Here is an 18,757-nt window from a genome sequence, read left to right as displayed (position 1 = left end):
ACAGGAGGCCCGGTGCACGCCATCGACACGGACGCACGTGACCGTGTGGTCACCACCGAGGCCTACGCCCCCTACCCGGTGTCGCCCACGCCCGCCACGTGGCACCTCCGGCGCACCGAGCTCCTGACGCCCGCCGGACCCGTCGTGGTGCACCACCGCCCGGGTCCCGACCCGCTCCTGCTGCTGCACGGCGTCGCGGGCTCCTGGTCGACGTGGACCCCGCTGCTGACCGCGGCGCACGGCGTCGGTGACCGTGGCCTGGTGCTCGTCGATCTGCCGGGATGGGGATCGTCGCCGGCGCCGAGCGGTGCGTTCGACCTCGACGACGTCGCCGTGTCGCTGGTCACGGTGCTGGATGCACTCGGGATCACGACGGTGGACGTCGTCGGGCACTCGATGGGGGCCTTCGTCGGGATGCACCTGGCGGTCGTCGCGCCCCGGCTCGTGCGGTCGGTGGCCCTGGTGTCCGGAACGACCGTCGCGACCGCGGACGCCGCACGGCACCCGCTCCGAGGGCTCCGGACGCTGCCGTCGTTCACCCTGCTGCGTGCTGGCCTGTCGATCACCGGCGAGGCCGCGCGGCCGATGCTCCGGGCGCTGTCCCGCGTCGGGCTGCTGCCGCTGCTCGCCGCGCCGGTGTTCACGCACGTGGGACGCCTCGACCGCAGCGTGCTCGACGCCTTCGTCCGGGAACTCCGGCCGACCCGGTTCACCGACGCGGCGCGGACCGCCGCGGGCTACGACCTCGGCCGCTGGCGGGGGATCACCTGCCCGGTCACCGCGATCGCCGGGCGCGACGACGTGTTCGCGCGCGTCGCGGACCTCGAGGCCCTGCGGGAGCTCGTGCCGCGGGTCCGCACGGTCCTGCTCGACGACTGCGGGCACTTCGCGCACGTCGAGCACCCGGACGCCGTGGCGCGGGAGCTTGCACTCGCCTGACGCTCGCGCGGGCTGTCGTTGCGCGCGCATGTTCCGACGAAGCACGCGTCGATCGACCGGTGGATCGTCGGAACATGCACACGCACCTGATGCGTGCGCACACTGCGACAGACCACGAGTCGATCCGCTCGTGGAACGTCGCTCGATGCACACGCACCGGAGCGGGTCGACGGGTCAGGCGGGGACGGGGAACGTCGCCGCGACGCGGGAACGCACCTCGGCGCGCACGGCGCGACGCATCACGGGGGAGAACAGCGAGTGGTCGCCGTCCTCGACCCGCACGATCGACACCGAACCGCGCCGACCGACACCGCCGTAGCGGCGCAGGGCCTTCTGTCCGCCGAGCCGGTCGAACAGCGCGGCGTCGTCCGGGGCGGCGATCACGACGACGTCGGTGCCGTGCTCCACGAGCGGTCGGACGTGCTCGACGACGCCGCCGACCCGGTCCCGCCGAGCGATCCACTCGCGCAGGGCCTTCGGCACGACGGCGTTGTACCGCTGGCGGACCCACAGCCGACGTGCCGAGGGAGCGTCGACCGCGCGGACGGCGTCCTCGTAGCTGCCGGGGGCCGCCGGCTGCCGGCGGTAGTCGTTCGGGCTGATCTCGACGACCAAGCGCGGGGCCTCGTCCGCCGACCGACCGGCGAGCCACGCGCCGGCGCACATGCCGACGAGCACCAGGCGGTCCGAAGGGGTACCGAGGTCGGCGACGACGGCGGACTGGTCCTCCACCCACTCCTGGGCGAAGAGGAAGCTGCGTTCGTCCTCGCGCACGCTGGTGCTCTCGCCGGTGGCACGGCGGTCGACCCGGACGACGCGGGCGCCGTCTCGCGCGAGCGCACGGGCGAGGTCGACCTGGTAGTCGGTGGCACCGACCCGGTGTTCGGCGGCGCCGTTGTGCAGGACGACGAGCGGGGCGTCGTGGTGCTGGGCGGACGACACGGTCTCGACGGCGAACAGCGCGTCGGGGCCGAGGTGGACGATGCGCTCCGACACGCGGCCGTCGACGTCCAGGACCTCGTCGAGCACGGGCGTCACCACCTGCGCCGCAGCGGTCGGCGCCCAGGCGTCGAGCCAGGCGACGGCTCGGTCGACCGCGGCTCCGGGGATCCGGGCGTGGATGCTCGTGCCGTCGAGCAACTCGGCGCTGCCGGGCACCTCGACGGTCTCGACGGGTCCGAGGGCCTTCGGCGCGCGGGTCTCGGGCCGCACCAGCGCCACGGTCGGACCGGTGCGCGGCGCGAAGGCGAGGGCGGAGAGCGCCGTCGCCTCGTCGGGTTCGACCTCGATGCCGATCAGGCTCTCGACGCCGTCCACGATCCGCTCGCTGCCGATCGTGATCGTCGCGAGGGCACGTTGCCGACGGAGCCAGCCCCGACCGGACGCCGGGGCGTCCCAGACGAGCAGGGCGTCGGTTTCCTCCGCGGCGGCCGCGGCGACGAGGGCTGCGGAGGCGAGTCCGACGAACGCGACGTGCTGCACTCCCGACGTGCGGAGCACGGCGGCCGCGTGGCGTGCGGACCGGACCTGCGCGTCGGGGTCGGTGTCGGGTGCGCCGTCACCGCGTCCGGACGGGTCGTAGCGCACCGAGGCGATGCCACGGGCCTCCAGGCGGTCTGCGAGCAGGCGGAGCGTGCGGTACGCGATCACGCCTTCCTGTCCCAGCGGCGGACAGATGACGACGCCGGCCCGCGCCGCGGGCGGCAGCTGCACGGCGGCGCGGACGGCCGGCGAACCGGACCACCCGTGCAGCGTCGTCACAGCTCGAGTGCCGCGCGGACCGACGCCGGCCAGGCGTCGACGTCCGTGCCGTGTGCGGCGAACAGGGCGATGGTGATGCGCTCCAGGCCGAAGGCGATGCAGGCGCTGTGGGCGACCTCGCCGTCGGCGGTGCGGAGGCCGAACGAGGTGCCGAAGTGGTCCTCGTGCAGGTTCGCCGAGCTGATCGCCGTGGTCGGGTGGTCGTCGCCGTAGACCGGCGTGACGAACTCGAACTTGAGCGCCTGCTCGACCTGGTTGCGGGCGAGCATCTGCCCGACGCGGCCGAAGAACGGGTCGTTGGCGGGGACGACGTCGATCTCGAGGCCGAACGACTCGAGCAACTCGCGCATCACCGGGATCCGGCCGTCGCGGTGCTGCTGGGCCGACGCCGGCGTGCCGATGTGCACGAACTCGTGCATGTGGAAGGCCTGCAGGCGCATCGGGTCGAGCGACGGCTCGCGGCGGAAGGAGTCGCCGACGATGTCGAAGAAGCGGCCCTCCTGCGGGATCGTGTCGCCGACCAGGCCGTACACCGGGTGGCAGACCGCGGGGGTGAGCATGAGGTCGGCGGGCTCGAGGAAGCCCTCCCAGCGCTCACCGCGCTCGCGGGCGGCGAGCAGTGCCCGGTGCGTGCGGTCGTCGCCGGTGAAGCCGGAGATCGACGCGGCGAGGTCCGGGAACGACGCGATGTAGTCGGTGCGCTCGAACGCGGCGAGCGGCTCGACCGGCGGGAACCGCAGCACCTCGGCGTCGAGGTCCTGCTGGCTGCGCACGGCTGCGGCGTCGACGGCCGTGTAGACGCGCTCGAACACGCCGGTGCGGCCGTACAGCCCGGGGGAGCCGAGGTCGATGAGCACGCGGTCGGCGAGCAGGCGGGCGCGGAGTGCGGCGCGGGCGGCGTCGAGGTCCGGAGCGGTGGTGGTGGTGGGGTCCGTGAGGGTCACAAGATCACTCCCGTCATGAGGGCCAGGTCGGCGTCGTTCTTGAGGAGACGGTCGTTGCTCACCATGACGGCGGCACCGTGGGCGTCTCGGAGGTGTCGGGCGATGCTCATCGGGCCGGAGGCTGCGTAGCCCGCGATCCCGACGATCCGCATCGCCTTCGTGACGATGTCGGTGACGCGCTCGGACGCCCCGATCTTCAGGGCGTTCGCGGCGAGGGCGTAGGCGCTCGAGGCGAGCACCTCGGGGTCGTCGGCCGCGGCGTCGAACCGCTCGGCGGCGTGCCGGACGGAGTCGGCGAGGCCCTGCAGGTCGACCAAGAGCTCGGCGAGCCGGAGCGCTCCGGGCGGGGTCGTCCCGATCGCGGCGCGCGCCTGCTTGCGGACGGCCGTCCGGGCGCGCTCGCTCGCCGCGGCCGCGATGCCGAGCCACACCGAGGCCCAGAGCACGTGCGAGACCGGCAGGACCGTCTGCGCCGAGATGGCGGCGTAGTCGTCGCGGAACACCCGGTCGACGGTGGTCTCGGTGTCGAGGATCCAGCCGTTGCTGCAGGTCCCGCGCAGCCCCATGGTGTCCCAGGTGGAGGTCTGCGACAGCACCATCGAGTCGGTCCGGCAGATGAGCAGCCGCTGGTCGGAGGCCGGGGCGTCCGGGTCGCGGCGGGCGGTGACGAACACCGCGTCGGCCTCGGTGGCGTACGAGATCACCGGCGCGTCCTTGCGCAGGCGGATCCGGCCGTCGTCGGTGGCCTCGATCGAGCACGTGGAACGACGGGCGTCGCCACCGACCCCGCGCTCCGTCGTGGCCGAGGCGACGAGTGCGCCGTCGCGGACCGCGGCGATGGTCTCGAGCACGCCGGCACCGTCGCCGCCGTGCCGCCAGAGCGCCATGACCTGGCCCTGGTGCATCGCGAACACCATGCCGGTCGCGGCGCAGGCCCGACCGAGTTCGGTGGCGATCGCGGAGAGCTCGGACACCGAAGCGCCCTCGCCACCGTGCTCGGCGGGGACGGCAGCGGCGAGCAGACCGTACTCGCGCATCGCAGCGATGGCCTCGCGCGGCGGACGGGCGTCGCGGTCGACCTCGTCCGCGAACTGCGCGGCGACCGCGGCGACGGCGGCGGCACGCTCGGCGAACCGGTCGACGACCGCGGTCGCCGCCATGGTCAGGGTCACGAGGCGAGCTCCGCAGCGGCCACGATCGACTCGACGGTGGCGAAGGTGGACCGGTTCAGGACCGAGTCGGGGAACTCGACGTCGAGCTCGGACTCGACGGCGAGCATGACGTTCACCGTGGCGTGCGACGACAGCCCGAGCGCGTACAGGTCGGCGATCGAGGCGACGTCCTGTGCGTCCACGGTCAGGCGCCCGTGGTCGGCGAGGGCGCGGCGGACGGCCTGCTCGATCGCCGGGTCGGCGAGCGTCGCGGTCGTGGTCGCCGTCGGTGCGGTCGTGCTGGAGAGCTGTGGTTCCTGGTCCATGACGGCAACGATAAGGAAGACCGGGCCTCGGGAAACCGCCGTGCGGGTGCGCGAAACCGCACGGCGTCGGACGCCCCTGTGCGGTGGTACAGGGTGGCGCGGGGGAGGGTGCCTGTGCGCCCCGTCAGCGGTCGGACAGCGCGACCGCCGTCGCCACGGCCAGACCCCGCTCGTGCGCGAGCGACACCGCGATCGGGCCGCACCCGACCGACTCGGCCAGCGCGGCGGCGGCCCCGGTCAGTTCGACCGTCGGCGCCCCGTGGTCGTCGAGGACGATCGCCACGTCGCGCAGCGGGATCGCCTGGTCCGGCGCGGGGCGGAGGAGCTTCACCACCGCTTCCTTGCCCGCGAACCGTGCGGCAAGACGCTCCGGGTCGTCGCCCGCGTCGGTGCGCTCCCGCACGGTGAAGAGCCGGTCCAGGTACCGCTCACCGTGGGCGGAGATGCCCGCCACGACGTCCTCGACCGCGGCGAGGTCGGTGCCGGTCCGGATCGTGCCCATGGCAGCAGGCTACGCACGTCTCGGTGGCCCCGCATGCCGGCAGCGGCATGGGCGTCGGAGGGGGTTCGTATGATCGGTGCCAGAGACCACCGAGGGGGAACCGATGGCATCACCGTGGACCGGCATCATCGAGGACGCGCGACACTACCCGTCGCCGCACAACTCGCAACCGATCGTCGTGCGCGTCGAGGACGACCGCACCGCGACCGTGTTCTACGACCTGCGACGGGGGCTGCCGGCGGAGTCCTTCGGCATCCCGTTCGGGCACGTCTGCGCGGGGGTGTTCCTGGCCGGGCTCGAGGTCGTCGCCCGGGCGCACGGCTTCTCCGTGCAGGAGCGGCTCGACCACGCCGAGATGGACTTCGGCCGGCTGGACGGCGCGGCCGATGACCGTCTGCACCGCTTGGGCAGCGTGACCTTGCGTCCGCGGGCGGTCACGGCGGACGACCGGGAGGCCCTGGCCCGCTTCCTCGCGCGGCGCACCTCACGCAGGCCCTACGACGCCACCCTGGTGGACGATTCCGCGATCGAGGCCGCGTCCGCCATCGCGTCGGCAGCCGGGCAGCGCTTCCGCACCACGTCCGACCGGGCGACCGTCGACGAGATCGTGCGGGTGAACCAGGAGACGCTGTTCGACGACCTGCAGCACGACGCCGTGCACGACGAGATCCTGCACTGGCTGCGGTTCTCGAAGCGGCAGGCCGCGACGACCGGCGACGGTCTGTCGGCCGAGACGATGCTCATGCCCGGACCGGTGCTCCGGTTCGCGATGGAGCACCGCGGGCTGTGGGAAGCCCCCGGCGTCGGCGGGGTCTTCAAGCGCGTGTACCTGTCGACGATGCGCGGGGTCCGGCAGCTCGGCTGGCTCGAAGGGCCGTTCCGCACGCCGGCCGAGTACGTCGAGGCCGGCCGGGTGTTCATGCGGATCTGGCTCGAGTTCACCGCGCGGGGGATCGCCCTGCACCCGTTCGGCACCGTGATCACGAACCCGCGGTCGCACGCGGCCTTCGTCGAACAGGCCGGCGTCGACGAGTCCGACGGCCGGATGGCGTGGATGCTGTTCCGCTTCGGGCACAGCGCGCCACCGCCGTTGGCACACCGTAGACCGGCGGCCGCGATGACGGTCGGGGGTGCACGGTGAAGCGCGCGGCGGTCTTCACGGTCGTGTGGGTCGTCGAGACCTTCGTGGCGCTCTTCATGCCGCGCGTCGGCACCCACAAGCTCCTGCTCACGCCGGGCATCGAACCGCTCCGCTGGACCCTCGGACGCTGGCGTGCCTGGCGGACCGTGGAGCGGGCTGCGAAGCGGGTGCCTGCGTACGGGGCCTTCCTGGCGGAGGCGGGGCGGGCCTCCCGTCCGTTCCGTCTCGACACGCGTGGCGGGATCGCCGCAGCGATCTCGGGGCTGCCCGAGATGGACAAGGAGTCGTACGTCAAGCGGTGGAGCATCCCCGAGCGCTGCGTCGACGGACGGCTGCCACGGCGCGGGGTCGTCGTCGACGAGTCGAGCGGGTCGAGCGGCACGCCGACCAGCTGGGTGCGCGGTCCCGACGAACGCCAGGCCACACGGCAACTGCTGCAGCTCGGGTTCTCGCGCACCGCGAAGGACCTGCCGAAGCAGCCGTTCGTGCTCAACGCGTTCTCGCTCGGGGCGTGGGCCACCGGCATGAACGTGACGGCGTCGCTCACCGAGTCGTCGATGATCAAGTCGATCGGGCCCGACCGCGACAAGATCGTGCAGACGATGCGCGAGTTCGGCACCGACTTCACGTACATCATCTGCAGCTACCCGCCGTTCCTGAAGGCGCTGTTCGAGGACGACCGGCTCGACTGGAGCGAGTACACGATCGTCGCGGCGTTCGGTGGCGAGGGCATCAGCGAGAACATGCGAGCCCACATCGAGCAGTACGCGCAGGCCGTCCTCGGGTCGTACGGGGCGAGCGACCTCGAGATCAACCTCGGCATCGAGACGCCGTTCAGCGTGCAGCTGCGTCGGGCGATCGCGGCGTCGCCCGAGCTGTCCGCCGCGCTGACGAAGCAGGCCGAGTACGGCGTGCTGCCGATGGTGTTCCAGTTCAACCCGTTCGGGTACCTGATCGAGACGAACGAACTCGGCGAACTCGTCGTCACGATCACCCGGTCCGAGAACATCAGCCCGCGGATCCGGTACAACATCCACGACCGCGGGCACGTCGTGCGGATGCGTCCACTGCGGCAGACGCTCCGCGCACACGGCTTCGACGAACTCGCCGACGCCGCCGAGCTCGACCTGCCGCTGCTGTTCCACTACGGCCGGTCCGACCTGTCCGTCGACTACAACGGCGCGGTCGTCGCACCCGACGTCGTGCGTGACGTGGTCTACGGCGACCCGGAGCTGCTCGAGGCCGTCGAGAACCACCGGCTCATCAGCTACGAGGACGACCGGGGCGACCGCCAGCTGCACATCGCGTTCCAGCTCGCGGCGGGCGCCGGGTCCTTCGACTCGGACGCGGCGCGCCCCGCGGTCATCGCCGAACTGCGGCGGCTGAACAAGGACTTCTCGAACGCGATCCGGACGGCGCCGCCCGGCACGCTGCCGACGGTGGCGTTCTACCCGTACCGGACGGGGCCGTTCCGCGAGGACGGCAAGAAGCTCAAGAACGAGTACGTGTGGCAGTTGCCGGCCGGCTCGGTGGAGCAGTGGGAGCTCGACCTGGCGTGGGTCGCGCCGAAGAAGGCGTGAGCGGGCGGTGCGGTTCCGTGCGAGGTTCCGTCTTCGGTGCGAGTCCCGGCGGGGCGCACCGGGTACGGAACCCCGCACCGTTCGAGCTAGCCGTACTGCGGCGGCCAGTCGAAGGGGGCTGGCAGGCGCGGGACCTCGCCGATCGTCGTGACGATCAGGACGACCTCGCGCCGGTTCGTCAGCTCGATGGAGGGTGGGTTGCCGATCGTCCGGCGCCCGTCCACCCACACCGTGAGCTCACCGCGCAGGCCACCGAGGTGTTCCGGACCGAGCGAGACACCCCACTCGTCGAAGAACTGGCCGAGCGTGAACGTCTGCTCGGTGGGGGACTCGACGTGCACGATGCCCGAGGTGTCGTGCGTGTGGATCTCGGCGGCGAACTTCCCCCGGTCCGAGTGCCCGATGTTCGCCGGGACCGTCACCGGGGTGTCACCGTCGAGGATCGTCAGGTGGGTGTGGACGTGCTCGGCGAGCCGCTCGCCCCACACGTTCCGCAGCCCCGCCGCGTCGGCACGGGCGGACAGGTCGGTCGGCCGCGGCCACGGCGGGGCGTCGCGCGACACCCCCGCCCCCGGCGCGGCACAGCCCGACAGCAGCAGGAGTGCGGCCACCGCGACCGCGACGACGCGGGTCCTCACCAGCGGTCGTGGACCGTGGCGCGGAACCACGTGTCGTAGAGGTCGCGCACCGTGGCGTCCAGGCCGTCGATCTCCGGCAGGTCGCCGGCCGCCGCGTTCGACCGGGCCTGCTCCGGGTTGCGGGCTCCGGGGATCGCCGCGGTCACGCCGTCCTGCGCGATGACCCAGGCGAGCGCCGCCTGCGGCACCGAGACGGCGTCCGGCAGCGACGCTGCGAAGGTCTGTGCCGCGCGCACGCCGTCGTCGTAGTCCACACCGCTGAACGTCTCGCCCTGGTCGAAGGCCTCGCCGTGGCGGTTGTAGTTGCGGTGGTCGCCCTCGGCGAACGACGTCTCCGTCGTGTACTTGCCGGACAGCAACCCCGAGGCCAACGGGACGCGCGCGAGGATGCCGACCCCTGCCTCCAGGGCCGCCGGCAGCACGCGGTCGAGCGGCTTGAGCCTGAACGCGTTGAGGATGATCTGGACGCTCGCGACGCCGGGCCGGGCGATCGCGGCGAGTGCCTGGTCGGCCGTCTCGACGCTGACGCCGTAGGCGGCGACCGAGCCGTCTGCGACCAGCGCGTCGAGGGCGTCGTACACGGCGTCGTCGCCGATGACCTCGGACGGCGGGCAGTGCAGCTGCACCAGGTCGAGCGTGTCCTGCCGCAGGTTCGTGCGGGAGCGGTCGACCCACTCGCGGAAGTTCGCTGCGACGTAGTTCGCCGGGACCTGCTCGGCACGCCGACCCATCTTCGTCGTGACCGTCACCGGCACGTCGGGGTTCGATGCGCGCCACGAACCGATGAGCTGCTCGCTGCGACCGTCGCCGTACACGTCGGCGGTGTCGAAGAGCGTGACACCGGACTCGACCGAGGCGTCCATCACGGCGTTCGCGTCCGCCTCGCTCACCGGACCCCAGTCACCGCCGAACTGCCACGTACCGAGACCGATGGGGGAGACTTCGCGGCCGGTGCGACCGAGGGTGCGACTCTGCATGCCGCCGAGCGTAGTCAGCGGGCTCCGGCGGTCGCTCAGCCGATGGTCCCGCGCGGTCGCTCAGCCGATCGTGGAGACGCCGCGGCGGAGCAGCGCACGGGCCGCTCGAGCACGGGGGATGACCCACACCGCCGCCCACAGGACCATGCCGGCCCAGAGCAGGATCAACATCGTCGTGATGAGGGCGTCGTGCTGGTCACGCATCGACCACGTCATCGCGATCCACAGCGTGCCGAGGACGACCTTGCCCCAGCCGGCTCCCTCGCGGTCGGCCTGCGCCTGGACGAGCGGGATCCACAGGTCGGCGGGTACTCCGACCGGGATCTGGCCCTCGGCGACCCAGTCGCGGACCAGGACTGAGTTCTCGTACCCGCCCTCGGCGCGCCAGGACCGGAGCTGCAGGTACACGGCGATCGCGGCACCTGCCGCCGCGGACGGGATGCCGACGGAGACCAGGACGGTGGTGGTCGCCTCCGTCCACGACGACAACACGAGCATGACGAGGACGACCGCGAACGCGGCACCCGTCACCCCGGAGCCGAGGAGCCGCAGCCGCCCGGATTCGTCGAGGACACCGGCACCGTTCACGAGGGAGAGGGTACCCGCCACCCCCGGGGTTCTCGGGTGCGGGTGCGCCCGAGGTTCCGCGGTGCGCCCCGAGGTTCCGAAATCTCGGCACCTCGGGCCGCTGTTCGCCCGGGATCGGCACCTCGGTGATCATCGCGCGGCATGTCGTGGAACCTCGCCACGTCCTTTTGGTTCGGACTGGAGGCCCGTCCCGCGTCGTTCTCCACAGATGCGTCCCACCGGGGTCGGGCCCGGCGCCTCGTGCGCGATGCTCTCGTCATGGGGAGCCGAGCACGCGTCGACCACTCGCCGAGGCCGTTCCCGGTGCGAGAGGCGCTGGCGGCCGGAGCGAGCCCATCGCGGCTGACCCGTCGTGACCTCAGGGCTCCGGTATCCCGGTCAGCCCTCCTGCACGCGCATGGTTCGAGTCGGCGTCGCTGCTCACCCCGATCGAGCTCGTCGTCCTCGGCGACCACCTCGTCGGCCCGAGCGGACTCGCCACCATCGACGGACTGGCGGCCGCGGTCGTCGCGGGGAGTCGCTCGGCACGACGAGCACGAGCGGCGCTGGACAAGGTGCGGACAGGAGTCGAGTCACCGATGGAGACCCGTCTCCGGCTCGGAGTCGTCGACGCCGGGTTCCCGGAACCCGAGGTGAACGTCGACGTCGTGGACGACCGCGGTTCGTTCCTCGGCCGCGCAGACCTCGCCTGGCCGACGCTCCGGATCGCGCTCGAGTACGACGGCGACCACCACCGTGACCGCCGCACGTTCCAGCACGATCAGCGCCGGTCGAACGGGTTCGCGGTGAACGGCTGGATCGTCATCCACGCGACAGCTGCCGACACCGGGCGTCCGGCCGTGCTGTTCGAGCGACTCCGACAGGCGTTCGTCCAACGCCAGGTCGAGGGTCGGGCCCGCCGCGCGGCCTGACGAGGCTCCGAAGCGCCCCGATGCCGGGCGGACTCGTTGCGCCGAGGTTCCACAACTCGCCGCCCGTTCGTCGCCGAGGTTCCACAGCGACGCGCTCAGGGCCGCGAGATGCCGAGATTTCGGAACCTCGGGGGACGCAGCCGGGACGGGCGCGAGCGACGGGCTCCGCGCGGATCAGCTGTGCGCCAGGAGCCAGCACATGCCGGCGGCGGCGAAGGCCATCGCCCAGCTCACCAGGCTGCCGATCAGGAAGTACTCCGCCTGGTAGCCGGTCGTCTCGCGCCGGATCTCGGGGAACCGGACGATGCCCTTGGCCGCGATCAGTGCGGCGACCACCGGGAAGGCCCCCGCCACCGCGAACCCGGCCAGGAGCAGCCGTTCGATCGGGCCGATCAGTCGTCCACCCTTGAGGCTCACCGTGCTGTCCCCGGACTGTTCGGCGTCGGCGTCGGAGCGTCGGCGTCGCCCGAACCGGCGGCGGAGGTGATTGGCCTCGGCGCCCGTGGTGGCTCCGCGCTGCAGTCCCGGCGGGAGTGCCTGGGCGACGACCACGTTCGCGGAGTCGACGAGGAACAGCGCCGAGCCGACACCGCCCACGACGGCGGCGAGCGGAACGGCGTCGACGAACGCCAGGCCCGAGCCGTCGTGCCAGTCGACCACGAAGCCCGTGCCGTCGGGCAGTGGCCCCCAGAGCAGCAGCACGGCGACGGCGAGGGCGAGCAGGACCGCTGGCCAGGACCCGGACCGCCGCAGCAGCCCCCGGGTCGTCGGCGCGTCATGGTCGTCGTCGGCGGTCCCGGTACCGGCTCGGACCGGCGCGGTCGTGGCGATCCACGCCGCCGCGAGCACCACCGTGACGAGGACGCTCCACGCGGGGACACCGAGACCGAGCCACGCCACGGCGGACGCCCCGGCCCACAGTACGACGACCGCGATGGTGGTCAGCGTGCGCTGCCGGTGTGCATCGGCACCGGTGCGGGCCCGGACGACGTCGCCCAGACCGATGAGTGCGAGGAGGATCCCGGCGAGCATCAGCGTTCCTGTCCCACGAGGACCCGGAGGCCCTCGACGATCGCGGCCACACCCGACTTCTGCACCGACTGGGACACCGCTGACGGGGTGATCCCCTCGGTCGCGGCGATCTGCGCTTGGGTCCGGCCCTGGACGAGGCCGAGCGCGATGCGTCTTGCCCGGGGCGTCAGGCGGGCCATGACGTGGTCGCGGCTGAGGAAGTAGGCGTTCACGAGTCGCTCCTCGGTGCCGTGGCGATCGTCGGACGCGTGGAACCACGACCGGAGGAAGGACGTCCTGCCGTCTTCACGGCGGTGCGTCTCGTTGATGGCGTCGCGGGCGGACCACCACGCCGGGCCGTCCTGGAGCGGACCGCTCGTACCGGACCCCACCGTCCGCACCGTCCCGCGACCCATCCCGAGCCGGACCTGCACCGTCGGTGGCAGGGCGAGCATGGCGGCGGTGCTGGCGACGAGCGCGTCGGTGAGCGTGGCGTAGATCACCTGGAATTCGTCGCCGACGGTCGCGTGCACCGGGTCCACCGGGGTGACGTCGGTTGTCTCGCGGAACGCCTGCTCGACCTCGCGCTGTGCGGCGGGGCGGTCGTCGAGCGTTCGTGAGTCGACGAGGTCGAGGATCACGGCGTAGACGGGGTCGTCGGACATGGGTTAAGTGTACGGCTTACTATCGGCGAAATGAAGCCGAGCGCTGAACTGGCCAACGGACGGGATGTCCAGCGCAACGATACGGGGAATCGACCTCTAGGATCGTGTCGCGGGCTCTTAGCTCAGTTGGTAGAGCACTTCGTTTACACCGAAGTGGTCGGCGGTTCGAGCCCGCCAGAGCCCACCGCAGACGCGATCACGGGGGGTCCGATGAACAGCCGACGACACGAGCCGGTCCGACAGCACTCCGTCGACTTCTTGCCGGGAACGAGTGGGAACCCGGTCGCCCCGTTCCAGCGCGACCACCAGCCCGGACAGGGTCCGATCCGTCACGACTGGGTGTACCTCGTCCCGATCGGCGCGGTCTTGGTCGGCGGGGTCATCGCGTTCTTCGTGTGGGGGAACTGACCGCACCGCCTGACGACCGCACCGGTCCGCGCGACCGACGCGGGGCAGGTCACGCGCGCCGACGGCGGACGGGAGGCACGGTGCGGGCCTGCACCGCGCCTCCCGTCCGTCCCTCGGTCGCGCCCAGGGCGCGACGTCAGCGCTCGACGTCAGCGCTCGACGTGTTCCAGGTCTGCCAGCAGTGATTCGTGGACCGGCTCCCAACCGAGCGTGCGACGCGTGTGCTCACTCGACGCCGGCTGGTCCATCACGAAGATCGGGGCGAACGCCCCGAACGTCTCATCCGCGACGCGCTCGACCGGCAGTCCGAGCCGTCGGCCGATCACCTCGGCGAGGTCGCGCACCCGGTCGCCCTCGTCGGCCACGGCGTGCCAGACCGTGCCGGCCGGTGCGACCTCCAGCGCCAGTCGGAAGAGCACGGCAGCGTCCCGAGCGTGCACGGCGGGCCAGCGCTGTTCGCCGTCTCCGGGGTACCCGGCCACGCCGCTGCCTCGGGCCGTCTCGGTGAGGATGCCCGCGAAGCCGCCCGTGCCGTCGGCGTGCACGGTCCGCGGCAGGCGGATCGCCGACACCCGGACGCCGCGCTCCGCGAGCTCGAGCGCGGCGAGCGTCGACCGAGCGCGGCCGGCGACCGGTCCCTCGAGGGGCAGAGGGTCGGCCTCGGTCGACGCCCTGCCCGGGACCCACGGGGTGCCGGACACGACGACGAACGGGCGGTCGGAGCCGACGAGTTCCTCGCCGAGTGCGGCCATCGCGTCCGCCTCCTCGGCGATGCCCCGGGTCAGGGCGTCCGGCGAGCTGAAGTCGCTCGAGAACGCGAGGCTGACGACGCCGTCGGCGGCGCGAGCACCGGCACGCAGGACGTCGAGGTCGCCGAGACCGCCCCGGATCGGTTCTGCGCCCGCCGCGGTGAGGGCTGCGGCCGAGCGTTCCGAGCGGGCGAGCGCAGTGACGCTGTGGCCTGCGGCGATGAGTTCGGCGACGACGGCCGTTCCGATGGTGCCGGTGCCGCCGGTGATGAAGACGCGCATGAGATCCTCCAGTGATGGGACAAGTGTCTCGTCACCGTACACCTGTGATGAGACAATTGTCCCGTCCCGTAGGATGCTTCCATGGCGCGATGGGAACCGGGAGCTCGGGAACGGCTGGTCCTGGCCGCCGTCGACCTGTTCTCCGAGCAGGGGTACGACGAGACGACCGTGACGCAGATCGCCGAGCGAGCGGGGGTCACGAAGAGCACCTTCTTCCGACACTTCCCGGACAAGCGCGAACTGCTCGTCGCCGGGCAGGAGACGCTGAGCCGCTTGTTGTCCGAGGGGATCACCGACGCAGCGCCCGAACGTTCACCGCTCGACGCCGTCGCCGCTGGGCTCGAACGTGCATCGGGCGAGATGGGTCCGATGAACCGCGAGCTGGGACCGCGACTCAAGGCCGCGGTCGCCGCGAGCGCCGAACTGCAGGAGCGCGACGCCCTGAAGAGCGTCGGGATGGCCGCCGCGATGACCGATGCGCTCATCGAGCGCGGGGTCGCGGAACCGACGGCCCGGCTCGCGAGCGAGATGGGCGTGCTCGCCTTCAAGCAGGGGTTCGACCAGTGGGCCGGTGCGGCACGCGCTGATGACGACGGACTCGCGGGTCATGCGCTCGCAGCGTTCGCCGAGCTGCGGGAGGCTGCTGCGGCGCTCCGGTGAGCACCGCCGACGCGGTACGACGAGGCCGTTGTCGCACGACGTCGACCTCGTCGTTCCGCATCGGGTCAGCGCCCGACCAGCGCCCGACCAGCGCCCGCCCAGCGCCCGGGTCAGCCGGCCACCGCGTGCGGGTACTCGTCCGAGCGGCCCTGGAACGCGAGGATCGCCGGGTTGCGCACGTGGCCGTCCTCGATCTCGACGGCGCGTCGGATCGTGTCCGAGTCGGCCCACGCGGCCGCGCCCGCCATCACCGGCCGGAGGAACGGCATCAACGCGTCGCTGATCTCCCACGTCGTCGAGTTCCAGAGCAGCGAGGGGCTGTGGTCGACGGCGTAGTAGTTCGTGCTCTCGCCGACGGTGGTCATCGGTTCGGCGAAGGTCGTCGCCTGCGCCCACTCGAACCCCATCCCCACGTCGATCGAGACGTCGACGATGAGGCTGCCCGGACGGAACACGCCCAGGTCCTCGGTGCGCAGGTACGTGAGCGGCGCGTTCGGGTCCTGGAGCGTGCAGTTCACGACGATGTCGTTCTCGGCCAGGTACGGCGCCAGCGGCACCGGACCGTCCTCGGTCTTGACCGTGTTGCCGCTGGGGTCGTGGTCGTCCTGGCTGATCTGCAGCATGTCGACGGACGGGATCGGCGATCCCACGGCGGCGATGTCGCGATTGGTCAGGACGCGGACGTCGTGGATCCCGTGGGCGTTCAGCGCGGTGACGGCACCGCGGGCGGTAGCCCCGAAGCCGATCACGACCGCGGTGAGGCGGCGGCCGTAGTCCCCGGTGGAACCACAGAGCTGCAGGGCGTGGATGACCGAGCAGTAGCCCGCGAGCTCGTTGTTCTTGTGGAACACGTGCAGGCTGAACCCGCCGTCCGACCGCCAGTGGTTCATCGACTCCCACGCGATGAGGGTCAGGCGCTTGTCGATCGCGACCTGGGTGAGGGCGGGGTCCTGCACGCAGTGCGGCCAGCCCCACAGGACCTGCCCGTCCCGCAGGTCCTCGAGGTCGGACACCTGGGGCTTGGGCAGCAGGACGACGTCCGACGCGGCGATGAGCTCGGCTCGGTCCGCCATGGCGCCGACGAGGGGTTCGAGCTGGTCGTCCGTGACGCCGAAGCGGCGACCGTACCCGCGTTCCAGGATGATGTTCGCGCGCAGGTCGGGGTCGATGCGCTCGAAGTGGGCGGGGTGGATCGGGAGGCGGCGTTCGTCGGGTTTCCGCGACTCGGCCAGCACCCCGAGGTGCAGCAGCGGCGATGCTGCCGGTGTTTGGGTCATGGTGCACTCTACGGCCGCTTGCCGCCGCCGAGCGGCCGAGCCGTCGAGCCGTCGAGCGGCCGAGCCGTCGAGCCGTCGAGCGGCCGAGCGGCCGAGCGGCCACGTCACCCGCGGCGGTCGGCGAGCGCCGTGAGCACCAGGGTCTCCATGTCGGGGCCGTCCGTGGCCTCGTGGTCGATCAACAGCCCGTGCATCCCGGCGGCCCAGGCCGCCTCCACGTCGTGCGCGACACTGTCCCCGACGAACAAGCAGCCGCTCGGCTCGACGCCGAGTTCGGCGGACAGGGTCTCGAACGCGCGACGGTCCGGCTTCTGCACCCCGATCCGCTCCGAGGTGCACACGACGTCGACTGCGTCGAGCAAGCCGGTGCGGCGCAGCTTGTCGACCTGCTGCGTCTCGGTGCCGTTCGTCAGCACGCCGATGCGGTACCCCTGCACACGGAGCGTCCGCAGCAGCGGCAGGCTCCCCGGGTACGCACGGCACGATGCCTCGTACTGGTGCCGGTACGCGTCGAAGAGCTCGTCCAGCCCGCCGTCGTCGGCGGGGATCGGCACGCCGAGCGCGGGCAGGACGGCCCGCAGCCGTTCGCGCCGCTGCTCGGGGAAGCTGATCTGCCCGGCTCGCCACCGCTCGAACTGCTCGGTCTCGGCGGCGAACCAGCGGCCGATGGCGGACAGCGAGACCGGGATGCCGAGTGACTCGAGGAACCGGGCGGCACCGGTGGTCGCTGCGCCACGGTGGTCGAACAGCGTCCCGTCGAGGTCGAACCCGACCGCTCGCAGCTGCGCCATGTCCTCAGCGTAGGGACGGCCGCCTCGACGACCTGACGTGATGCGGTTCTCCGCACGAAGTGGGCCGGCCCGCCGGAGCTCGGCCAGGATGCACTGGGAGGCGTCGTCCTGCCGGAAGAGGAGTCACCCCATGCGGGTCCTGAGCTACGTCCTGCTCATCGTGCTGATCACGGCGCTCACCCTCGGGGGCACCCTGCTGGCGGTGTTCGAACTCAGCGACGTTTCGGACGTCCTGATCATCGCGGTGAGCGTCAGCATCCCGATGTTCGTCGTCGGGCCTGCGGTGGTCGGGTCGTTGGCGGGCTACTGGGACCACCGGTCGTCCACGGACAGTTCCCGGTACCTGCGGTGGTGGCTGCTGGGCGTGGTCGCCGTGGACGTTGCGGGTGCGGTGGTCGTCGTGCTCGCGTCGGTCTCGGCCGGTGCGCCGGTCTGGGTGCCGGTCGTGCTGATCGGGGGAGCGGCGGTGCTGCTGGTGATCGCGCGACCACTCGGTGCGCTGTTCCGGCGCACGGAGCCGTCGCCGGCGGCGTACCCGGTCGGCTACCGGTTCGGACCGGCCGAACTCCGCCACACGATCGTGGTGATCGCGGTGACCTTCGGCGTGTCCATCGTCGTCGTGACGATCGGCGTGGTGGTCCTGGCCGCCCTCACCGGGGACGACCCCGCTGGACTCACCCAGGCGGCCTTCCTCGCCGGCCAGCTGGTCTTCACTGCGACCGCGTTCGCGGCCCTGCTCCAGTCGCTGCCGTTGAACGGGCTCTTGCGGGCGTCCGCCGGCCACGACCTCGGTCGACTCCGTCGCTTCGCGAAGATCGTGGCCCGCGGCGCGGACCTGCCGCTCGACCCGGCTGAGCAGGTCGGCGCCGTCCGGTACGCCACGGTGGTCCCACTCGCGCTGCGGTTCCAGCTCGCGTACATCGGGCTGCTCTACACAGCGCTCGCGTTCCAGATGGTGTCGACGTGGATCCGCGGCGACCTCGGGATCCTGCCGCCGGTGTTCCTCGCGCTCATGGTGGCGGTGCTCGTCTGGATCGTCCCGCTGACGCTCCGCCGGATCCGCCGTGCGACGGCCTACGCCGCGCGGCACGCGGACCTGGTCGACATCGACCAGACTTGATCCGTGTCCCAGACGATCCACTTCCACCAGAAGCACCACGACGCCGTCCAGCGCGGCGAGAAGGTCACGACGGTGCGCTGGCACGAGGACGTCCGCACCGGCCCCGCGGTGTTCGTCTTCGACGAGCACCCCTCGGCGACACCGTTGGCCGGCCAGGTCACCGAGGTGACCGACCACCGCCTGGCGGAGCTCACCCCTTGGGCAGCGCACCAGCCGGCCGACACCGACATGGTCGACTTCGCCCGGCAGCTGCGCGCCAACTACTACCCGGACATGCCGGACGACGCAGTGGTCCAGGTCGCGGTCATCGCGCTCGACGCGACGCCGTCTGCGTGA

Annotated in this window: 21 protein-coding genes and 1 tRNA gene; 9 read left to right on the top strand and 13 right to left on the bottom strand. The window is 72.1% G+C overall.

What is annotated here, in order from left to right:
- Window positions 1–12 precede the first annotated feature (12 nt).
- A complete protein-coding gene (locus ITJ69_RS07580; RefSeq protein ID WP_194672475.1) occupies window positions 13–939 on the top strand; it encodes an alpha/beta fold hydrolase in 927 nt (308 codons plus the stop codon).
- A gap of 174 nt (window positions 940–1,113) precedes the next feature.
- Here the strand turns inward: ITJ69_RS07580 and ITJ69_RS07575 are convergent, their stop codons facing one another.
- The 5 genes from ITJ69_RS07575 to ITJ69_RS07555 all read right to left on the bottom strand — a co-directional run bounded on the left by ITJ69_RS07575 (window position 1,114) and on the right by ITJ69_RS07555 (window position 5,623).
- The gene (locus ITJ69_RS07575; RefSeq protein ID WP_194672474.1) at window positions 1,114–2,700 is read right to left on the bottom strand and encodes an alpha/beta fold hydrolase; all 1,587 of its coding nucleotides are present in this window, start codon (window positions 2,698–2,700) and stop codon (window positions 1,114–1,116) included.
- Window positions 2,697–3,644 carry an amino acid--[acyl-carrier-protein] ligase gene (locus tag ITJ69_RS07570; RefSeq protein WP_194672473.1) on the bottom strand — a complete coding sequence of 316 codons (948 nt, stop codon included), beginning with the start codon at window positions 3,642–3,644 and terminating at the stop codon, window positions 2,697–2,699. The genes ITJ69_RS07575 and ITJ69_RS07570 overlap by 4 nt, the downstream gene beginning before the upstream one ends.
- The gene (locus ITJ69_RS07565; protein WP_323743056.1) at window positions 3,641–4,816 is read right to left on the bottom strand and encodes an acyl-CoA dehydrogenase family protein; all 1,176 of its coding nucleotides are present in this window, start codon (window positions 4,814–4,816) and stop codon (window positions 3,641–3,643) included. The genes ITJ69_RS07570 and ITJ69_RS07565 overlap by 4 nt, the downstream gene beginning before the upstream one ends.
- Window positions 4,813–5,121, bottom strand: a complete 309-nt coding sequence (locus ITJ69_RS07560; protein ID WP_123292585.1) for an acyl carrier protein — start codon at window positions 5,119–5,121, stop codon at window positions 4,813–4,815. Before ITJ69_RS07560 ends, ITJ69_RS07565 begins: the two co-directional genes overlap by 4 nt.
- Window positions 5,122–5,245: 124 nt before the next feature.
- A complete protein-coding gene (locus tag ITJ69_RS07555; RefSeq protein WP_123340429.1) occupies window positions 5,246–5,623 on the bottom strand; it encodes a holo-ACP synthase in 378 nt (125 codons plus the stop codon).
- Window positions 5,624–5,726: 103 nt separating this feature from the next.
- Here ITJ69_RS07555 and ITJ69_RS07550 point away from each other — a divergent pair, with 103 nt between their 5' ends.
- Complete coding sequence (locus tag ITJ69_RS07550; RefSeq protein ID WP_194672472.1) at window positions 5,727–6,764, top strand: hypothetical protein; 1,038 nt, start codon at window positions 5,727–5,729, stop codon at window positions 6,762–6,764.
- Entirely contained in the window at window positions 6,761–8,344 is a 1,584-nt protein-coding gene (locus tag ITJ69_RS07545; protein ID WP_323743055.1) for a CoF synthetase, read from the top strand. Before ITJ69_RS07550 ends, ITJ69_RS07545 begins: the two co-directional genes overlap by 4 nt.
- Window positions 8,345–8,430: 86 nt before the next feature.
- Here ITJ69_RS07545 and ITJ69_RS07540 read toward each other — a convergent pair whose 3' ends face one another.
- Genes ITJ69_RS07540 through ITJ69_RS07530 form a run of 3 tightly spaced genes read right to left on the bottom strand, consistent with a single transcriptional unit; the run spans window position 8,431 to window position 10,547 of the window.
- Entirely contained in the window at window positions 8,431–8,982 is a 552-nt protein-coding gene (locus tag ITJ69_RS07540) for a hypothetical protein (protein WP_194672471.1), read from the bottom strand.
- Entirely contained in the window at window positions 8,979–9,959 is a 981-nt protein-coding gene (locus ITJ69_RS07535; protein ID WP_159572993.1) for an aldo/keto reductase, read from the bottom strand. The genes ITJ69_RS07540 and ITJ69_RS07535 overlap by 4 nt, the downstream gene beginning before the upstream one ends.
- Window positions 9,960–10,019: 60 nt before the next feature.
- Window positions 10,020–10,547, bottom strand: a complete 528-nt coding sequence (locus ITJ69_RS07530) for a hypothetical protein (protein WP_159572994.1) — start codon at window positions 10,545–10,547, stop codon at window positions 10,020–10,022.
- A 578-nt stretch (window positions 10,548–11,125) separates the two neighbouring features.
- Here ITJ69_RS07530 and ITJ69_RS07525 point away from each other — a divergent pair.
- Entirely contained in the window at window positions 11,126–11,458 is a 333-nt protein-coding gene (locus ITJ69_RS07525; protein ID WP_194672470.1) for a hypothetical protein, read from the top strand.
- A 174-nt stretch (window positions 11,459–11,632) separates the two neighbouring features.
- Here the strand turns inward: ITJ69_RS07525 and ITJ69_RS07520 are convergent, their stop codons facing one another.
- Window positions 11,633–12,490 carry a hypothetical protein gene (locus ITJ69_RS07520; protein WP_194672469.1) on the bottom strand — a complete coding sequence of 286 codons (858 nt, stop codon included), beginning with the start codon at window positions 12,488–12,490 and terminating at the stop codon, window positions 11,633–11,635.
- Window positions 12,490–13,134 (bottom strand): SatD family protein, encoded by a 645-nt coding sequence (locus ITJ69_RS07515; protein WP_123292593.1) that lies wholly within the window; start codon window positions 13,132–13,134, stop codon window positions 12,490–12,492. Before ITJ69_RS07515 ends, ITJ69_RS07520 begins: the two co-directional genes overlap by 1 nt.
- A gap of 111 nt (window positions 13,135–13,245) precedes the next feature.
- Between ITJ69_RS07515 and ITJ69_RS07510 the strand changes: the two genes are divergently transcribed.
- Both ITJ69_RS07510 and ITJ69_RS07505 read left to right on the top strand, forming a co-directional pair.
- A tRNA-Val gene (locus ITJ69_RS07510) sits at window positions 13,246–13,318 on the top strand.
- A gap of 26 nt (window positions 13,319–13,344) precedes the next feature.
- Window positions 13,345–13,542, top strand: coding sequence for a hypothetical protein (locus tag ITJ69_RS07505; RefSeq protein ID WP_123938243.1), 198 nt, complete (start codon window positions 13,345–13,347; stop codon window positions 13,540–13,542).
- 149 nt (window positions 13,543–13,691) lie between these two features.
- Here ITJ69_RS07505 and ITJ69_RS07500 read toward each other — a convergent pair whose 3' ends face one another.
- Window positions 13,692–14,573 (bottom strand): NAD-dependent epimerase/dehydratase family protein, encoded by an 882-nt coding sequence (locus ITJ69_RS07500; protein WP_131846194.1) that lies wholly within the window; start codon window positions 14,571–14,573, stop codon window positions 13,692–13,694.
- Window positions 14,574–14,654: 81 nt separating this feature from the next.
- Here ITJ69_RS07500 and ITJ69_RS07495 point away from each other — a divergent pair, with 81 nt between their 5' ends.
- Window positions 14,655–15,233, top strand: a complete 579-nt coding sequence (locus ITJ69_RS07495) for a TetR/AcrR family transcriptional regulator (RefSeq protein WP_194672468.1) — start codon at window positions 14,655–14,657, stop codon at window positions 15,231–15,233.
- Window positions 15,234–15,343: 110 nt separating this feature from the next.
- On the opposite strand, the gene ITJ69_RS07490 is transcribed toward ITJ69_RS07495, so the two are convergent.
- Both ITJ69_RS07490 and ITJ69_RS07485 read right to left on the bottom strand, forming a co-directional pair.
- Window positions 15,344–16,510: a N(5)-(carboxyethyl)ornithine synthase gene (locus ITJ69_RS07490; protein ID WP_159572998.1), complete on the bottom strand. Its 1,167-nt coding sequence runs from the start codon at window positions 16,508–16,510 to the stop codon at window positions 15,344–15,346.
- Window positions 16,511–16,614: 104 nt separating this feature from the next.
- Window positions 16,615–17,301, bottom strand: coding sequence for an HAD family hydrolase (locus ITJ69_RS07485; RefSeq protein ID WP_194672467.1), 687 nt, complete (start codon window positions 17,299–17,301; stop codon window positions 16,615–16,617).
- A 130-nt stretch (window positions 17,302–17,431) separates the two neighbouring features.
- On the opposite strand from ITJ69_RS07485, the gene ITJ69_RS07480 reads away from it, so the two are divergent.
- Both ITJ69_RS07480 and ITJ69_RS07475 read left to right on the top strand, forming a co-directional pair.
- Window positions 17,432–18,421: a hypothetical protein gene (locus tag ITJ69_RS07480; protein ID WP_194672466.1), complete on the top strand. Its 990-nt coding sequence runs from the start codon at window positions 17,432–17,434 to the stop codon at window positions 18,419–18,421.
- 3 nt (window positions 18,422–18,424) lie between these two features.
- The gene (locus ITJ69_RS07475) at window positions 18,425–18,757 is read left to right on the top strand and encodes an ASCH domain-containing protein (protein ID WP_194672465.1); all 333 of its coding nucleotides are present in this window, start codon (window positions 18,425–18,427) and stop codon (window positions 18,755–18,757) included.

The sequence above is a fragment of the Curtobacterium sp. VKM Ac-2887 genome (genome assembly GCF_015350935.1).
GTDB lineage: Bacteria > Actinomycetota > Actinomycetes > Actinomycetales > Microbacteriaceae > Curtobacterium.
Note: the sequence above shows the minus strand (reverse complement) of the source record. Positions and strands in the feature narration are given on the sequence as shown.